At 33.4% G+C, this 15,451-nt stretch carries 16 protein-coding genes; 11 read left to right on the forward strand and 5 right to left on the reverse strand.

The window, feature by feature from the left end:
• The first annotated feature begins 52 nt into the window (after positions 1 to 52).
• Positions 53 to 1,009, forward strand: coding sequence for a hypothetical protein (locus OXQ85_RS08440; protein ID WP_267403549.1), 957 nt, complete (start codon positions 53 to 55; stop codon positions 1,007 to 1,009).
• On the opposite strand, the gene OXQ85_RS08445 is transcribed toward OXQ85_RS08440, so the two are convergent.
• A complete protein-coding gene (locus OXQ85_RS08445) occupies positions 981 to 1,208 on the reverse strand; it encodes a helix-turn-helix transcriptional regulator (RefSeq protein WP_267403551.1) in 228 nt (75 codons plus the stop codon). The genes OXQ85_RS08440 and OXQ85_RS08445 overlap by 29 nt on opposite strands.
• A gap of 148 nt (positions 1,209 to 1,356) precedes the next feature.
• Here OXQ85_RS08445 and OXQ85_RS08450 point away from each other — a divergent pair, with 148 nt between their 5' ends.
• The 8 genes from OXQ85_RS08450 (at position 1,357) to OXQ85_RS08485 (ending at position 9,262) form a co-directional block, all read left to right on the forward strand.
• On the forward strand, positions 1,357 to 1,821 hold the full coding sequence (locus tag OXQ85_RS08450; RefSeq protein WP_267403553.1) for a hypothetical protein: 465 nt from the start codon (positions 1,357 to 1,359) through the stop codon (positions 1,819 to 1,821).
• A gap of 24 nt (positions 1,822 to 1,845) precedes the next feature.
• Entirely contained in the window at positions 1,846 to 2,250 is a 405-nt protein-coding gene (locus OXQ85_RS08455) for a surface-adhesin E family protein (protein ID WP_267403555.1), read from the forward strand.
• Between the two features lie 67 nt (positions 2,251 to 2,317).
• Positions 2,318 to 2,995 (forward strand): hypothetical protein, encoded by a 678-nt coding sequence (locus tag OXQ85_RS08460; RefSeq protein WP_267403557.1) that lies wholly within the window; start codon positions 2,318 to 2,320, stop codon positions 2,993 to 2,995.
• A 253-nt stretch (positions 2,996 to 3,248) separates the two neighbouring features.
• Positions 3,249 to 4,229, forward strand: coding sequence for a hypothetical protein (locus OXQ85_RS08465; protein ID WP_267403559.1), 981 nt, complete (start codon positions 3,249 to 3,251; stop codon positions 4,227 to 4,229).
• Positions 4,230 to 4,284: 55 nt separating this feature from the next.
• On the forward strand, positions 4,285 to 4,761 hold the full coding sequence (locus tag OXQ85_RS08470) for a DUF4280 domain-containing protein (RefSeq protein WP_267403561.1): 477 nt from the start codon (positions 4,285 to 4,287) through the stop codon (positions 4,759 to 4,761).
• A gap of 1 nt (position 4,762) precedes the next feature.
• Complete coding sequence (locus tag OXQ85_RS08475; RefSeq protein WP_267403563.1) at positions 4,763 to 7,792, forward strand: hypothetical protein; 3,030 nt, start codon at positions 4,763 to 4,765, stop codon at positions 7,790 to 7,792.
• Positions 7,789 to 8,733, forward strand: a complete 945-nt coding sequence (locus tag OXQ85_RS08480; RefSeq protein WP_267403565.1) for a hypothetical protein — start codon at positions 7,789 to 7,791, stop codon at positions 8,731 to 8,733. Before OXQ85_RS08475 ends, OXQ85_RS08480 begins: the two co-directional genes overlap by 4 nt.
• A 28-nt stretch (positions 8,734 to 8,761) precedes the next feature.
• Positions 8,762 to 9,262 carry a hypothetical protein gene (locus tag OXQ85_RS08485; RefSeq protein WP_267403567.1) on the forward strand — a complete coding sequence of 167 codons (501 nt, stop codon included), beginning with the start codon at positions 8,762 to 8,764 and terminating at the stop codon, positions 9,260 to 9,262.
• Between the two features lie 29 nt (positions 9,263 to 9,291).
• On the opposite strand, the gene OXQ85_RS08490 is transcribed toward OXQ85_RS08485, so the two are convergent.
• The 4 genes from OXQ85_RS08490 to OXQ85_RS08505 all read right to left on the reverse strand — a co-directional run bounded on the left by OXQ85_RS08490 (position 9,292) and on the right by OXQ85_RS08505 (position 12,229).
• On the reverse strand, positions 9,292 to 10,257 hold the full coding sequence (locus OXQ85_RS08490) for a glycosyltransferase family 9 protein (RefSeq protein ID WP_267403569.1): 966 nt from the start codon (positions 10,255 to 10,257) through the stop codon (positions 9,292 to 9,294).
• 2 nt (positions 10,258 to 10,259) lie between these two features.
• Positions 10,260 to 10,679 carry a SufE family protein gene (locus OXQ85_RS08495; RefSeq protein ID WP_225687539.1) on the reverse strand — a complete coding sequence of 140 codons (420 nt, stop codon included), beginning with the start codon at positions 10,677 to 10,679 and terminating at the stop codon, positions 10,260 to 10,262.
• 228 nt (positions 10,680 to 10,907) lie between these two features.
• A complete protein-coding gene (locus OXQ85_RS08500) occupies positions 10,908 to 12,005 on the reverse strand; it encodes a glycosyltransferase (protein ID WP_267403571.1) in 1,098 nt (365 codons plus the stop codon).
• A complete protein-coding gene (locus OXQ85_RS08505) occupies positions 12,005 to 12,229 on the reverse strand; it encodes a uroporphyrinogen decarboxylase (protein ID WP_267403573.1) in 225 nt (74 codons plus the stop codon). The genes OXQ85_RS08500 and OXQ85_RS08505 overlap by 1 nt, the downstream gene beginning before the upstream one ends.
• 152 nt (positions 12,230 to 12,381) lie before the next feature.
• On the opposite strand from OXQ85_RS08505, the gene OXQ85_RS08510 reads away from it, so the two are divergent.
• Together OXQ85_RS08510 and OXQ85_RS08515 are read left to right on the forward strand one after the other, a co-directional pair.
• The gene (locus OXQ85_RS08510; RefSeq protein WP_267403575.1) at positions 12,382 to 14,919 is read left to right on the forward strand and encodes an ATP-dependent Clp protease ATP-binding subunit; all 2,538 of its coding nucleotides are present in this window, start codon (positions 12,382 to 12,384) and stop codon (positions 14,917 to 14,919) included.
• Positions 14,920 to 15,072: 153 nt separating this feature from the next.
• Positions 15,073 to 15,450 carry a hypothetical protein gene (locus OXQ85_RS08515; protein ID WP_267403577.1) on the forward strand — a complete coding sequence of 126 codons (378 nt, stop codon included), beginning with the start codon at positions 15,073 to 15,075 and terminating at the stop codon, positions 15,448 to 15,450.
• Position 15,451: the final 1 nt, after the last annotated feature.

The raw sequence follows: 15,451 nt of genomic DNA on the forward strand, positions 1-15,451 counted from the left end.
ATCTATATAACTGACAAATAGCCAAATTGAATTTTTTTGTAATTTTACTTTTATGCCTATTATTACCAATTCTACTTTTGGTCAATTAGTAAACTCTTCTGCTGGAAAAATCAGCAGAGAAAAATATGTTGATGATTTAACATTTTTCCTTCAAAATGTAATAAAAAATAAATTGCTTTACTATATTTTCAACTTTTATGAAAGGAAAAAGCTTTTTACTGCTAAATACCTTTTAGAAAATGAAAAAGAATTTATAAATGAGTTTTACAGGGCTCTAGAAGCTAGAAGTGATAATAAAACTTATGTTTATTCAAAAGGTGGAAAATATAAATATCATCTTTATGAAAATTGCAAATCTGTTAGTAGCGAGTACATTGATTTTATAATACCTGATGATATAAGATTATTAGGAGATGAAGCTGTTAATTATTTTAGAAAATGGTTTGATGATAGAGGTTACAAGAATATGTATTTACAAGCTAGGAATCGAGATGCTATTAATGCAAAAATTCAAGTTGCCTATAATAGTGTATTTCCAAAACTTTTTAAACTTAATAAAGTAAACGTAGAGTATAATTTCATCAGAGAACGGACAAATTCAGGAAGCACAAAAATAGCTCCCAATTTTGATCTGGTTTTAAATAAAAATGAATTGAACAATTTAATTGAGGAAAGAAAAAAACTAATTGGGGATAATCTTATTAGAATGAAAATGGCAAATTATGATTTTTTATTAAATAAAGATGATACTTTTATTTCAGAATATCTTTTAAAAAAATTTGAACATGACATCTGTTCTTTATATGGTTTAAGAAACATAAAAAAATTTTGGCAAAAACATTTAGCAATAAAGCAAAAAGTTTACGATAATTTAATTGAATTTTTTAAATGGACTTACAATTTCAAAGAGAAGAATTATGATGAAATTGATCTGGAAAAATTAGGATTTGAATGTTGCAAAATTTGCTTAAAGACACAATCTAGTCCTGAATATCAAGCAATGCTTTGATATCAACCTCTAAAGCTTCTGCAATTCTGTAAAGAGTAATTACTGTAGGATTTGTTCTTCCTGCTTCAATTCTTGATATATTAGTTGGGTCAATATTTCCTTCCATTCTACCCACTAAATCAGCTTGAGAGATACCTTTCTGTATTCTCAACTCTTTAATTCTTTTACCAATTAATTTTAATATTTCTGATTTTTCCAACTTGCCATATTTGTCAAGTCAAAGTTGTTGATTATATTTACAGTTTGTAATGTCATATATGGCAACATTGAATTTTACCTTTTTGTGGATTTCCGTAATGTATAAATATGAATTACAATTAATTTGCTAATTAAATAAACTTAAAAACATGAAAAAAACTTTACTATTATTCATCTTAATATGCTCTACATACCTATACTCTCAAACATCTCAATATGTAGAATTCCCGAACATAAATTCTGATGTATCTCCTAATAAGGCTAGAATTTATGTTATTAGACCAACAGGAAAATTAAGCCATTATTATATAACACTATCATCTAATGGAAATATGATAGGAAGGCTTGATTATAAAAACTATCTGTGTTGGGATGTAGATGCAGGTAAATACAATTTAGAAGGAGCTTTTGAGGGCAACAAGATCAGAAAGGATCAGACTGAAAATAAAGATTTCTTTACTGTAAATGCTAAAGAGGGAAAGACTTATTACATAAGACTTAGTCCAGCTTATGGTCTAACAACAGTAAAAGCTTCATTTGATATTATTGAACCTGACAAAGCAAAAGAATATATCAAGAAGTTTCCACAACCTAAAATAAAATATGTTGATTAATTAAAATAATAAACTTAGCCAATAATGAGAAAAATATTAATACTATTCGCCATAGTACCTTCAGCATATCTTTACTCTCAACAGAATGTATTCCAATATGCCACAACAGACAAAAAAGGAGTTGATTACTACTATAAACTGGAAGGAAACAATCTGTATGGAATATCACAAAAGGTATGGATAAAATACACCGCTGAATCTAAGCAAGTCAAAAACAAAAAAGGTAAATTAATTAGCTCTGGAGGAGGTAAAGTATTAACATTGTTTGACATATCTTGTCAAAACAATACTTATCAAATTCTAAATACAATCAAATACAATAAACATGGTGAAGTAATATGGTCTAATAACATACCTTCATCAACTGAGAATGTAGTTCCAGATTCACTTATGGAGGGGATCTATGAAACTATTTGTACAAAGGAATAAACTGTTCATTAATAAATAACAGACTTAACCACCTCAAAGCAGGTGGTTTTTTAATATCAAAACTAAAATGAAACCTAAAATACCATTCCGTATAGGTTACCAATATGATAACTGGGAGCTAGATTTGATAAGCATTGAAAATAGGATCAAAGATAGTGATTTGTATTCTAGCTACTTATGGGTAGGAAACAGGATGAAGAAGTTTCTTAATTTTACACCTGATAGAACAGAACTCATTTTTCATTGGGATAGATTGGAAGTAGTTATTCTTAGATTTAGCAATAAATCAAAAGGTTATTATGATAAATTAAATCAAGCCCTATTACAGAGATTTCCAGATTACACTACTGAAACCAATTCTGATGAGGATATAATCTTTAAATACAATACTTTAAAAGTAAGCTATTGGAATATTTATTATCCAAAAACAAATAAGATAAAAGTAATGTATTTCTCAAAATCTTTTCCTCCTAAAGAATTAATCTTAAAGTACAATCAAATACAATTACCACAAACCTTTGAGGAGTTAGAAAATATGTTTCAAGAACTCAAAAATGAAGTTACAGAATTACTAAACTTAAAAAAGGTTCGTCAACTAACAATATCTGAAGAACATCATATGAAAAAAAGCTACGAAAATAGTTTAGCATTAAGGTTCTATCTAAAAAAAGAAGGTAAAGTGAGTAATCAATTCATTACCTTTTACCTATATTTCTTATTCAAAGACAGAAGAAAATGGAGATGAGTTATGCATAGATAATTTTCACTAAAGGCATACTTTTAGGCATACCCTCATTAATAAAAAGATGTAAAATATTAAATATCAACCTGTAAACTAAAAGAATTCGAATCCCTCAGGACCCACAGAAATCTCTCTTTTTTAAGGGAGATTTTTTTTATATTATTTTTTTTATTTCAATTACAATCAATAATCATTTCTCTACATTTTATTAAATTTGACGTACCAAATTATGTCGAAAGATTAAAATGATTGTACTATGGACATTCTAATGTCGAAAAAGGAAATACTAAGACGCCTGAATACTTTGCGAATAAAACCTGAAGAAATTCAGCAGAGGAAATATGGCGTTTCTGTGAAATATTTCACAAATGATGAGCAAATTCCTTCTAAAAGAGTCGATTATGACATCGTTGTTGATTTACAAATCGAAGATCATAAAGGTTTTTTAGTTCTCAATAAAGAAAATATTTTATACGATCAGCATCCATCAGATAGCATGAGCGAAATTTTATCTGATGCCATTTCCCGGTCACTCTACCCTATTAAAACTCACATCAACGAAAAAGGAATTTCCAGCAACGAAATTATTAATCATGATGAAATAAAACAACGTTGGATTCAGGAACGCTCGAAAATCCTAGAAAAATATTCCGGAGCATCTTTAACCGACTTCTTTCTTACTGTTGATAAAAAACTAGACAACAAAGACAATTTGGAAAAAAATCTCAAAAATGATTGGTTTTGGAATTTATTTTTTCACCCCAAATTCATTGATTACGGAGAAACTCGTAAAGTTGAAATTCCACTTTATCTGTCTGTAATTCCTTACAAACCACCTTTAAAGTTTAACGGAACTCAAACCATTCATAAAATTCCTACAAATTATCATTCTTTTCAGATTGATTTTCAAAGCGACGAACAAACTGCTGCTGAATATTTCATTCCTAAAAATGGTTTAGCTCAACATTATTTTATGAGTTTGAAAGTGATATTTGATGTGGATCTTTATCATCATTTCCCAATGCATATTCAGGCTTATTTTGAAGTTTACACTAAAGACTGGGCTGGAAATAAAATTTTAGTAAAAAGAATAAATTATACCCAATTTCAAGAAAACACTGAACAATTTAAAGATAAAGAATTAGACAAAAACAGCCCTTTTATCACTGGCGGACTTGTTGTTTCCGAACCTAACAAATGGGGATTTTACAAAAATGAATATGAAAACGACTGGTAAATTTCAATTTGAATAAAAAACACTAATTTTACAACACCACACAAATTATATTAATATGTCTTTGAAAGAGAAAGTAGTACAGGGAGCCTTGTGCCAATGTCAGTTTGGGACTACTCCGGACAAATTAAAGGTACTCACACAACAGAAATATTTCATCAACGACCTTAATGGAAGTCAGAAACTGGCTGCAACACACAAAGATATCGGAACCACTTTCGAGAAAAATACTTTCGGCTCATGCAAGAAAAAAAATAACTCACCATGCACCGTTACGATAACGGAATGGAGCGGGTTTTATGAAAAAGAAAAATATTCTCCGCCAGACGGCTATATTTTACTACAAGACAGCAAGGCGACCTGCCCTGTCGGTGGAAAAGACTGTATTAGTATTATGAAAACCGGACAAATTGGTGAACCGTCACAAAGTGTTATTCAAAATGCTGATGATGAGCTTCAGTCTCATGTAAACCCGATTATCGATATCAAAAATTATCCTCTCACTTATCCATATGATCATTTAAATGCAAGATAATATGGAAGAAATCAGAAAAGGGATAAGAGCCTGTTATCATGAAATTGACGGGACAAAAGCGTTTACCATTGTTCCGGATTCCGTTATTTATATATTGAGCGGAAGAAAACACCGTTTTATTTTAGAAAATGACGCCACAGTTTTAGGCGAAAAAACGACCAACCCAAAAACCACGGTTACTGAAGCAAAATGGGCATTTATCTTATCCTATTTATGGGCGGAAGCAAAGAAAACACCTCAAAAAGAAATGCTTCCTTTATGGGCAGATCTCGGTGGCGGAAAAGACAGTGTAGAATTTTTAGGAATTGATAAACAGTACAAGCAAGGCTCAATATTAGAATTAAATCCGAGTTCTGATGATGTATGGTTGGGAAATTATCATCGAATGGAAGTTTTCAGTCACATCCCTGGAAAAGGTTTATTTTTTCATTTTCTGACGATTGATAAACCACATATTTATCTTGCGTATTTCGACAAACAGAAAGTAGATCCTGAAATCAAAGAATTTAGCCTGAAAGATGGTTATTATTCTTATGGTGAAGTGATTAAATTTCATGTGGCTACGCATATGCTTCCTCTGAAAATCAGCGATCAATATAAAAAACAATACGGAAAAATTGAAGAAGAACCCTCTTTTAAAGATCTTGAAGTAGAAATTCATATTACGGATGAAAATCATAAGGTTTTAAAAGAAGATCCGATTATAAAAGGCAAGTTAATTGACTATTCTCCTGCCGTGAAAGATGCCGCCGGAGTTAATATAAGCTCAGGAACCGCTAACATCAGCTATGAATTTCCGATTTTTATAGACCCAAAATGGAAGGATGATATTCATACCAAAGGTCAGAAGACCAAGGCTTATTCCGTCAATATTAAAATTACCAATACCAAAACAAAAAAAGAATATACAATAGATCTTAATCAAAACAAGATCAGAAAAGTAGCCCAATCAAAAAGAGATTTTGAAGATGTAGATGTTTCCCCGGTTTTTTGGGTAAAATACGAGTCGATGGACACCGTAATGACCAGAATGGAACAGAAAAAAGCCAACATGATACAATATATCGGCGATATTGATTACAGCATCAAAGAGAAAAACCCCTGTGCCTATTCTAAAATTACGATTAATGATGGTAAAAATGATTACGAAATTTTTAATGAATATGCCAATCAAAACGGTTCGGTAAAAGATAAATCTCAAAACTGGATCACTGTTATTGCAGGCGATAAAGAAGCCAAGGAAATAAAAATTACGGCAAAATATCTCAAAGATAAAGATGCGACACCGGAAAATGTGAGAACCGCGAAAAACGGTTATATGTGCCAAATGATCCTCAACGATGGTAAACCTCACAACGGCATACGAGATGTTTTTAAGATGGATTGGATCGTAGGGCAATATAAACCCTCGCAAGATCCAAAATTATTCATGGAAAGGATTTTAAGTTTTGCGAAAGCTCCTGCTCCGTCTTCACCCATGGTTTTTCATCCGTCAAATTCAGACAAAGCACCGAAACTGGCTGGCAATAAAGCTCCTACCGATCAGGAAATGAAAGGAACTCCGCAGCCTAAAGAAGTTCAGGAAGCCTTTAAAGGAGTTTCCGTTTCAGGAATTCAGGGTTTGCAGGAAGGAACTGATTTTACGATTAATGAAAGTGATGATTCCATTACCTTAAAGCTTAAATATCAATACAATAAATCATACGACGATAAGATTGCCAATTATCTTTACGGGGAACAGGATTATTTATCGAAAGGGCTTTTTAATAATAATTATAAAAATCTTTGGGTTATAAGATATTTAATTAAATTTTTCGGCAACGAGCAGCTTCATCAAACTTATTTTGTTCCCGTTACCACATGCAGATATCCTAATCAGATTGCGGGAATTCGCGTTTTTCCGGATATGAAATGGGTCTTTAATTTTAATTATAATATTGAAACACCGCTTTATTACAGTGCCACTACTCCACTTGAGGAATACTACAGTGGGTTCAGCGAAGGAAAAATAAATACCCAAAACAATACTACCCGAAAAGAAATAATGAACAAAACGGTAGATAATCGCCTTCAGCATTATGTAGGACGAAAAACTACCTTTGGAATTTATGTGGAATGTGAAGTAAATGGCGAAGACGACGTTATAAAACTCGGAAAAGATTTCAATGAAAAATTCCGGAAAATGCTTCAGCCACTGTTTTGGATGGTCAATAAAATTGATGGCGATTTGGGCGTTACCGATGCCCGAAATGAAAACAACAGGCTGCAAAACGCTCCAGGAACTCAAAAAGGATTAATGGCGAGGCTTAAAGCTTTACCGATGAGTTTTGAGCTTAATCCACCAAACATCGGGGTTGGTTTAGCCATCGGACTTGCCGGTTCGGAAAGCGGAAGGCAAACCTACGAGCTGGAAGGAAGATTAATTGCAGACCCAATCATTGGTGCTAAAGTAAAATTGGATATTTTAGCATTGGGAAGTAAATTTAAACCTTGGGGCGCGATTATTGATGCGCTAGACTTGGTTTCATGGCTTGCTAATCTTTTCAGCGGAGGACGTGTGGAAGTGAATTATGAATTGTATTTTGAGCTTTCAGCCTCCATTAAACTGATTGGTGAAGGCTCGGGCGATGGTGAATCTAAACCCGCTAACATCAGATATAATTTTGAAGATCAATCGCTGCAGGGCTCATTGGGATTACAGGGAGAATTGAAAGGTATTCTTCATGCAAGTTTTTCACTGAAAATTTATGTGAAAAATGAAAAAAACAAGTCGTTTGAAGCCGAAGAAAATAAAAAGAAATCTCTCGGATTGGGAATCGGAGCCGAAGCAAGCACAAGCGTTACCCTTACTTTGAGTAAAAATTTCGGTAAAAAAGATGATTGGGATGCCGATTTTTATTTTGCAGGAGTAACCTTAAAAATTTGGGCTGAAGCCGGATACTCCGATAAAACCGATGCGAAATCTGTGAAAATTATACCGGATGCAAAAAGCACCATAAATATTTTTAAAAATAAAGGCGAAGTAAAATGATAAAGAATTTTTTATTAACGGTTGGCTCCTGCACCCTATTTTTTGTGTGTTGTAGCAACGAGCAGAAAAATACCGCTGAAAATAATAAGAAAACCGAACAAACGACACCAAAAACAGGAGTAATGAAATCATACTTTTTAAACCACGAAATAAGAAATGTAGATTACGAAATATATATCAACGATTTATTGATTGGTCAATCTCATGATAACAATGGGGTTCCGGGGCCGTATAAGATCAATCAATATCTTTTTTCTAACGGAAAACAGGAAGTCACTATAAAACTAACTGCCAATAAGCAATATCAAAAAGAAATAACTGCAGATCTTTTAAATCAAATCAGCAGAAATACAGGAATTTACCTTTTACAAAATAAAGATTACGGAAATATTCAGGAGGTAAAAAAACTGGAATTCCCTAAGCTTGAAAAAGGCGTTCCGACGTATGAATTTAAATGGAATTTTGACGCAGACGCAACCCACGGAATTACCAACCTCAACAATTCTGAAGATTTAGCTAAAATAGATAAAGATGAGCTTCTAAAGCAGGTTTCTAATAAATATGACGAGTTGAGAAATATGCTTCATACGGGAAATACAGATCAATTCATGAAAGAAATTTCGAAGGCTAAAAATGATTTATTCATTGCCGACGGACTTCCCGAAAGCGAGCAACAGAAATATAATGAAAATCTTAAGAATTATTTCGCCTCACACAAAGACCTTCTCCCCGATTTCAGCAGCTTTACAATGAAAGTTTTAGGGCACGGACGAGCGGTGGTTTTAGAAAACATGGATCATAATAAGGGAATGGGCGTTTTAACGGCTGAAGACAAGCAACAAGGCCTATTAAATTCAAATTACATAATTTTGCATAAGCCAAAAGGTTCCACATCTTTTGAAGTTTTCAGATATAGCAGTTCGTTTTCTGAATTAAAATAAAACTTTAATTAATTATCATTAAATAAAAGTGAAACAACTATTTGCCTATTTAATTTTATGTTTGAGTTTCTCAACTATTCAAGCTCAAAAAGTAAAAAAAACAACCATACCGGAAGTCGTAAAACCTGTAAAAACAACAGACATTTATTTTGCAAATAATGCAACGTACAGCTATTATATTGATACCAAAAGCATCAATATTATTAAGCCCAAGCAAGTTTATTTAAAGATTTTGATTTTCGAAAGCAATGAAAAAGCTTTTCTCGAACTTTGCTCTCCGAACAAGCAAGTAAAGTTGATTGATCAGGATATTAAAAAATCTCATGTACAATATGATACAAAAGAAATAGAACTGGATTCTGAAATAAAAAACGGAATAATTACGTTAACCAATCCGCTGGATAAGAAGAAAATAACATTAAAAATCAACAGATCCGGCGAATATATTAAACTCACAGACATCAAAACAAAAGAAGTTTATATTGCTGAAGAAAAACAGAAAAATCTTCCGGCAAAAGCAATAAAGTAAAACCTTTCACAATTGAAAGGTTTTTTTATTTAAATTTTATCGATAATCTTTTGAATATTAAGCTCTTCAAGACAAGCCCAGTCATCACGATAGCATTCTTTATCTCCAAAAACAGAACATGGTCTGCATGTAAGATCTTTCACCTGAACGACGTCATTATCACTTTGTCCAAACCCAAGAAATCCGGCAAAAGGATGCGTAGCACCCCAAACGGAAACACATCTTGTTCCCACAAGGCTCGCTAAATGCATATTCGCAGAATCCATAGAAATCATCACTTCCAGTTCAGAAATTGTATGAAGTTCTTCTTTTAAGCTTAATTTTCCCGCTAAACTTTTCGTATTTGGGATCATATTTTCCCATTGTTCAAGGGTTTCTTTTTCAGCTTTTCCTCCGCCAAAGAAATAAATAGGTTGTTTTTGAGCCAGAATTTTTACCAGCTCGAAAGATTTATCCAAAGGCAACATTTTTCCTTTATGTTGGGCAAAAGGAGCAAAGCCAATTCCTGATTTTTCAACAGATTTTGGTCTTAATTGATGAGAAAGCTCAACTTTATAGCCCATTTCGCGAAAAACATCGGCATAACGTTCAACTGTTTTTTTTAACTGAACTTTATCCAGATTCCAAACATCAGTAAGTTTTTCTTTTTCTTCCTTTCCTTTATTGATTTTAAAAACCTTTAATCCTTTTCTTCTGTAAATTTTATCTAAAATTTTGGTTCGAATCACATCATGCAGATTAGCGATAAGATCGGGATTAAATTCTTTAATTAATTCATTAGACAATCTTCTTAATCCAAAGAAACCTTTATAATCATCAAGATTGATTCCTTTGAATATAACATTCGGAATATCAGCGAATAAATCCTCAAAATTACTTCGGGAAACCATAATAATTTCCACGTCCGGATTTTGTTCTAAAAATTCACGAAATACAGGCGCCGTCATGGCAACATCGCCAAAAGCGGAAAATCGATATGCTAAAATTCTGGTCACGACTAAGACTTCAGCTGATAAGCAACTGCATAAAATTTAATTTGCTTGGTCATCGCCATCAAACCGTTGGCTCTGGAAGGAGAAAGAAACTCCTGCAATCCGATTTCGGCAATAAATTCGAAATCAGAATCTAAAATTTCCTGAGTAGAATGCCCGCTGTAAATGCTTACCAGAAGAGAAACAATTCCCTTTGGCAATATACCGTCAGAATCTGCATCAAAAAATAATTTTCCATCTTTAAATTCAGCATCAATCCAAACTTTGCTTTGGCATCCCTTGATTAGATTTTCGTCTGTTTTTTTATCTTCCGAAAGGCCTTTCAGCTCTTTTCCAAGGTCGATAATATATTCATATTTCTGCTCCCAATCGTCAAGAAACGCAAATTCGTCGATAATTTCCTGCTGTTTTTCTTTAATGGTCATTTCTATACTTTCTTTGTGCAAAGATAACCAATTTAAAAAAGATAATTTAATTTAGATTTACTACGAAATATGGATTATCTTTCTTCTACTTTTTACCCTGTTAAATATATCCGCAGCAACTGTCTTCCCGTAGGGATCTAAGCATAGTATTAGAAAAAAGAACGGAAAGATTCAAGCCTAGATGCTTTTAGCATGACAAACTTGATCAAATAATTTAAAAAAATTAAATTAAACAGAAGCTCGTTCAAAAACCTCAAGCAACTTCACTTCTTCATTTTCCCAACAAAGTTGATTAGCCGCTTTTTCAAGTTCAGGTAGATACTTTCTTCGTCCTTTATCTAAAACTTTCTTTATTGCTTCTGCTATATTTTCAGGTTGATGATCTTTTATCATTTCGCCAACATCAAACTGGTTTTTGATATTTTGCAATTCCGGAAGACCAGATAAAATCACTGGAACTCTGGACTGAATACAATCTAAAACTTTATTTGGCAAAGAATAAAAATAGCTTTCTCCCCCGTTCTCTTCAATGCTCATACCGCAATCGGCTGAAGAGGTAATTTCGCGTAAATTTTCAGGTTTAAATTTTCCTATAAACTGAACTTTATCCTGAAGGTTTTCCTGAATAACTAATTCCTGATATTCTTCTTTTTTAGGCCCAAATCCAGCAATTTTAAATATTACATTATCTAAATGATGCATCGCCAAAATCGCCTTATCAATCCCCCGAAAAGGATTGATTGCTCCCTGATATAAAAGAATTTTCGGATTGTTATCGCGAATTTCATCTTTGAATTCAAATCTGCGAGGCGCATTCTGAACCACAACTGGATCTACATGATACTTTTTTTTGAACCATTTTGCATAGCTTCCACTGGCCGTAATCATGAATTTCATGTCAGGAATGAGCTTTTTTTCAAGATAACGCCACAATTTTTGTGACATTTTGCCCTGAATCGCAGGCATTTCCGAAAAAATTTCATGACTGTCGAAAACTAACGGAATATTCAGCTTTTTAGCAATCAAATAATTGGGAAGTAAAGCATCAATATCATTGGCATGAAGAATCGTGTTTTTATCTGCTTTTTTCTTTAACTCATGGTATAATTTCAAGTTGAATTCGAAATAAGCGGTTTTTAAACTTTTAGAAATTAATTTAATTCTGGAAAAAGAATAGGGTCGCGACATTTCTTCGGCGCCATTCCAGTCATTTCCGATGAGATCAATCTCGTAGCCGTTTTCATGTAAAGTTCTGCAAACCTTCTCTATACGCTGATCTGTGTATAAATTGCTGAAAGCAGAGGTTATAATTTTTTTTCTTTGCATTATTTCTTTTTAGCCAACAAAAGGTGGTAAATCTGAATAAAGCAAATTAATCCGTTCGGAATAATGATCGGCCAAAGCATTCCGCTGAAAATACCATATATGACAAAACAGATACAACCCACCATATTCACAATCCTGATTTTTCTGATATCTTTCAATATGAAACTCAGTACAATGAAAAGTGAAGCGGAATATCCGACATAGGTAGCAATTTCGGGATTCATGAGAAATTTTTAAAAGACAACAAACTTAATCATTTTCAATAAGATAATAAAATTTTTTCTGCCATAAAGTCATTTATTGATTTTTGGTAAAATATTTGCAATTTAGATAATGAATAAATGGCAATGTTGCTTTTATTCTAATGAGATATATTATGGATTATAAGTTTTCACAAGGTTTGAGCCAAGTGTTCAAACAAAGCAAGAGCGAAGCGAAAAGGCTCAAAAGTGAATTTCTTAATACAGAACATCTACTTTTAGGTATTATAAAAACAGAAAACTCTGCAAAAGAAATCCTTCAAAACCTTAATGCGGATTTAACACAAATCAGAAGAAAAATTGAAACTTTAAATACAGCAAGTCTTAGTCCTATTTCTGAGGAGGTTACCAATATTTCTTTCACAAAAATGGCAGATCATGCTATTAAACGTGCAGAGTTAGAATGCAGACAATATAAAAGTAATGAAATTAATACCGTTCATTTGCTTTTAGGCATTCTTTATAAATATGAGGACCCTACTTCAAATATCTTAGGAGCTTACGACATCGATTATGAAGGAGTTTCAAGAGAATATCAAACGATGCTTAAAAATTCTGGAGAGTCGCCACAAATGAGCGCTTATGACGATGACGATGAAAGAGAGGAATTTGAGCAAATGAGAAAGCCTACAGGAAATTTGGGTTCTGCTAAAAGTAAAACACCAACTTTGGATAACTTTGGTAGAGATTTAACTTCTTTGGCAAGAGACGGGAAATTAGACCCTGTAATCGGTCGTGAAAAAGAAATTGAAAGAGTTTCGCAAATCTTATCGCGTAGAAAGAAAAACAATCCGCTTCTTATCGGGGAGCCGGGAGTTGGTAAATCTGCGATTGCAGAAGGTTTGGCATTAAGAATTCAACAGAAAAAAGTGTCGAGAGTTCTTTACGGAAAACGTGTAATCACTTTGGATTTGGCAAGTTTAGTTGCCGGAACAAAATACCGTGGTCAGTTTGAGGAAAGAATGAAGGCTATTATGACCGAGCTGGAAAAAAACAGAGATGTCATCTTATTTATTGATGAGCTTCATACCATCGTTGGTGCGGGAAGTTCAACAGGAAGTCTAGATGCTTCGAATATGTTTAAACCGGCTTTGGCGAGAGGTGAAATTCAATGCATCGGGGCTACAACTTTGGATGAATACCGTCAGTACATCGAGAAAGATGGCGCTTTGGAAAGAAGATTCCAGAAAGTAATGGTGGAACCAACTTCTATTGATGAAACCATTCAAATCTTAAATCAGATCAAAGACAAGTATGAAGAGCATCACAATGTAATTTATACTCCGGAAGCGATTGCCGCGTGTGTCAATTTGACATCAAGATATATTACAGACCGTTTCTTACCAGACAAAGCGATCGATGCGATGGATGAAGCCGGATCTCGTGTTTATATTAAAAACATGAAAGTTCCTACCGAAATCATTGATTTTGAAAAGAAAATCGAAGATATCAAGGAATTGAAGCAGAAAGCTGTAAAAGCTCAGGATTATCTTGAAGCAAGAAAACTGAAAGATGAAGAGGAAAGACTCCAGATGGAGTTAAATTCTGCTCAGGATAAATGGGACAAAGATGTGAAAGAGAAAAAAGAAACCGTTTCTGAAGAAAATGTAGCGGAAGTAGTCTCTATGATGAGTGGTGTTCCTGTAACGAAAGTTGGTAAAAATGAGCTTGATAAACTTGCCGGAATGGATAATAACCTGAACGGAAAAGTAATCGGTCAAGAAGACGCTGTGAAAAAAGTTGTTAAGGCAATTCAAAGAAACAGAGCGGGTCTTAAAGATCCGAACCGTCCGATTGGCACCTTCATTTTCTTAGGGACAACCGGGGTTGGTAAAACCGAGCTGGCTAAAGTAATGGCGAGAGAACTTTTTGAATCTGATGAATCTTTGATCAGAATCGATATGAGTGAATATATGGAGAAATTCGCAGTTTCAAGATTGGTTGGAGCGCCTCCGGGATACGTTGGATACGAAGAAGGCGGACAATTAACTGAAGCTGTAAGAAGAAAACCATATTCAGTTGTTCTTTTGGATGAGATTGAAAAAGCTCACCCTGATGTATTCAATATCTTATTGCAGATTTTGGATGAAGGGCACGTTACAGATAGTTTAGGAAGAAAAATTGATTTCAGAAATACAATTATCATCCTTACTTCAAACATCGGTACGAGAGATCTTAAAGATTTCGGAGATGGTGTAGGATTCGGAACGAACGCGAAAAAGACCAACACAGACTCTAGAGCAAGAAGCACCATCGAGAATGCCCTTAAAAAAGCATTTTCACCAGAATTCTTAAACAGAATTGATGATATTGTGATCTTCAACTCTCTTGAAAAAGAAGATATCAAGAAAATCATTGATCTTGAATTGAATAAGCTTTACAGCAGACTTGAAAAATTAGGTTATAAAGTTGATTTAACTGACGAAGCGAAAGATTTCATCTCTGAAAAAGGATGGGATAAAGATTTCGGAGCAAGACCATTGAAAAGAGCGATCCAGAAATATATTGAAGATTTATTGGCAGAAATGTTGGTAAACAAGCAATTAAACGAAGGAGAAACTGTAGTTCTTGATCTGAATGAAGCGAAAGATGCTTTGGCAGGAAAAACTTCAAAGCCGAAGAAATCTGCAGCAGAAAAGTCTTCTCAATCATAAAATAAATAGTTTAAATCATAATAAGAAAGCATCGGGATTTTTTCTCGGTGCTTTTTCATTTTTAGCAGATATTAATTTATTTTTTCACGAAATAATGATTAATTAAGAAAAATAATTAACTTTATTGAACATTAAATTAACAATATCATGAAAATGAAAAAAACAGTTTTACTTTTTAGTATTTCGGTACTAAGCATTATCTCTTGTGCAAATGAGTCTACTTTAGCCACCACGGCTACTCCACAGCTTACAAAGCCGGAAGCGGTTTCAAAATTCAACGCAGCTATTAAAAAAGTTGCCATGATTAAAGATCCTGCTCCTTCAATGCCAAAAACCTCAGCAGAATTAAGCGATGAGAAAAAAGACATGCTAATACCTTCAGCAAAAGAATTAATTGCTTCTACAGGAGTTTCTTCCGCAGAAATTGAAAGACAAACGAATAACGACAGAGAAAAAATCTTAAAATGGGCCGTTCAGGTGTATGGTGAGTACAACAAAAAAATGAATCAAAACTATCAATCTGCAAACTAAG

Origin of the sequence: Chryseobacterium sp. GM_Chr_2 (genome assembly GCF_026540445.1) — a bacterium.
Lineage (GTDB): Bacteria > Bacteroidota > Bacteroidia > Flavobacteriales > Weeksellaceae > Chryseobacterium.

Bases quoted from the DNA above. Each gene is read 5' to 3' on its own strand.
- OXQ85_RS08440 (WP_267403549.1), top strand. From the start codon at position 53: ATGCCTATTATTACCAATTCTACTTTTGGTCAATTAGTAAACTCTTCT.
- OXQ85_RS08450 (WP_267403553.1), top strand. From the start codon at position 1,357: ATGAAAAAAACTTTACTATTATTCATCTTAATATGCTCTACATACCTA.
- OXQ85_RS08455 (WP_267403555.1), top strand. From the start codon at position 1,846: ATGAGAAAAATATTAATACTATTCGCCATAGTACCTTCAGCATATCTT.
- OXQ85_RS08460 (WP_267403557.1), top strand. From the start codon at position 2,318: ATGAAACCTAAAATACCATTCCGTATAGGTTACCAATATGATAACTGG.
- OXQ85_RS08465 (WP_267403559.1), top strand. From the start codon at position 3,249: ATGGACATTCTAATGTCGAAAAAGGAAATACTAAGACGCCTGAATACT.
- OXQ85_RS08470 (WP_267403561.1), top strand. From the start codon at position 4,285: ATGTCTTTGAAAGAGAAAGTAGTACAGGGAGCCTTGTGCCAATGTCAG.
- OXQ85_RS08475 (WP_267403563.1), top strand. From the start codon at position 4,763: ATGGAAGAAATCAGAAAAGGGATAAGAGCCTGTTATCATGAAATTGAC.
- OXQ85_RS08480 (WP_267403565.1), top strand. From the start codon at position 7,789: ATGATAAAGAATTTTTTATTAACGGTTGGCTCCTGCACCCTATTTTTT.
- OXQ85_RS08495 (WP_225687539.1), bottom strand. From the start codon at position 10,679: ATGACCATTAAAGAAAAACAGCAGGAAATTATCGACGAATTTGCGTTT.
- OXQ85_RS08500 (WP_267403571.1), bottom strand. From the start codon at position 12,005: ATGCAAAGAAAAAAAATTATAACCTCTGCTTTCAGCAATTTATACACA.
- OXQ85_RS08505 (WP_267403573.1), bottom strand. From the start codon at position 12,229: ATGAATCCCGAAATTGCTACCTATGTCGGATATTCCGCTTCACTTTTC.
- OXQ85_RS08510 (WP_267403575.1), top strand. From the start codon at position 12,382: ATGGATTATAAGTTTTCACAAGGTTTGAGCCAAGTGTTCAAACAAAGC.
- OXQ85_RS08515 (WP_267403577.1), top strand. From the start codon at position 15,073: ATGAAAAAAACAGTTTTACTTTTTAGTATTTCGGTACTAAGCATTATC.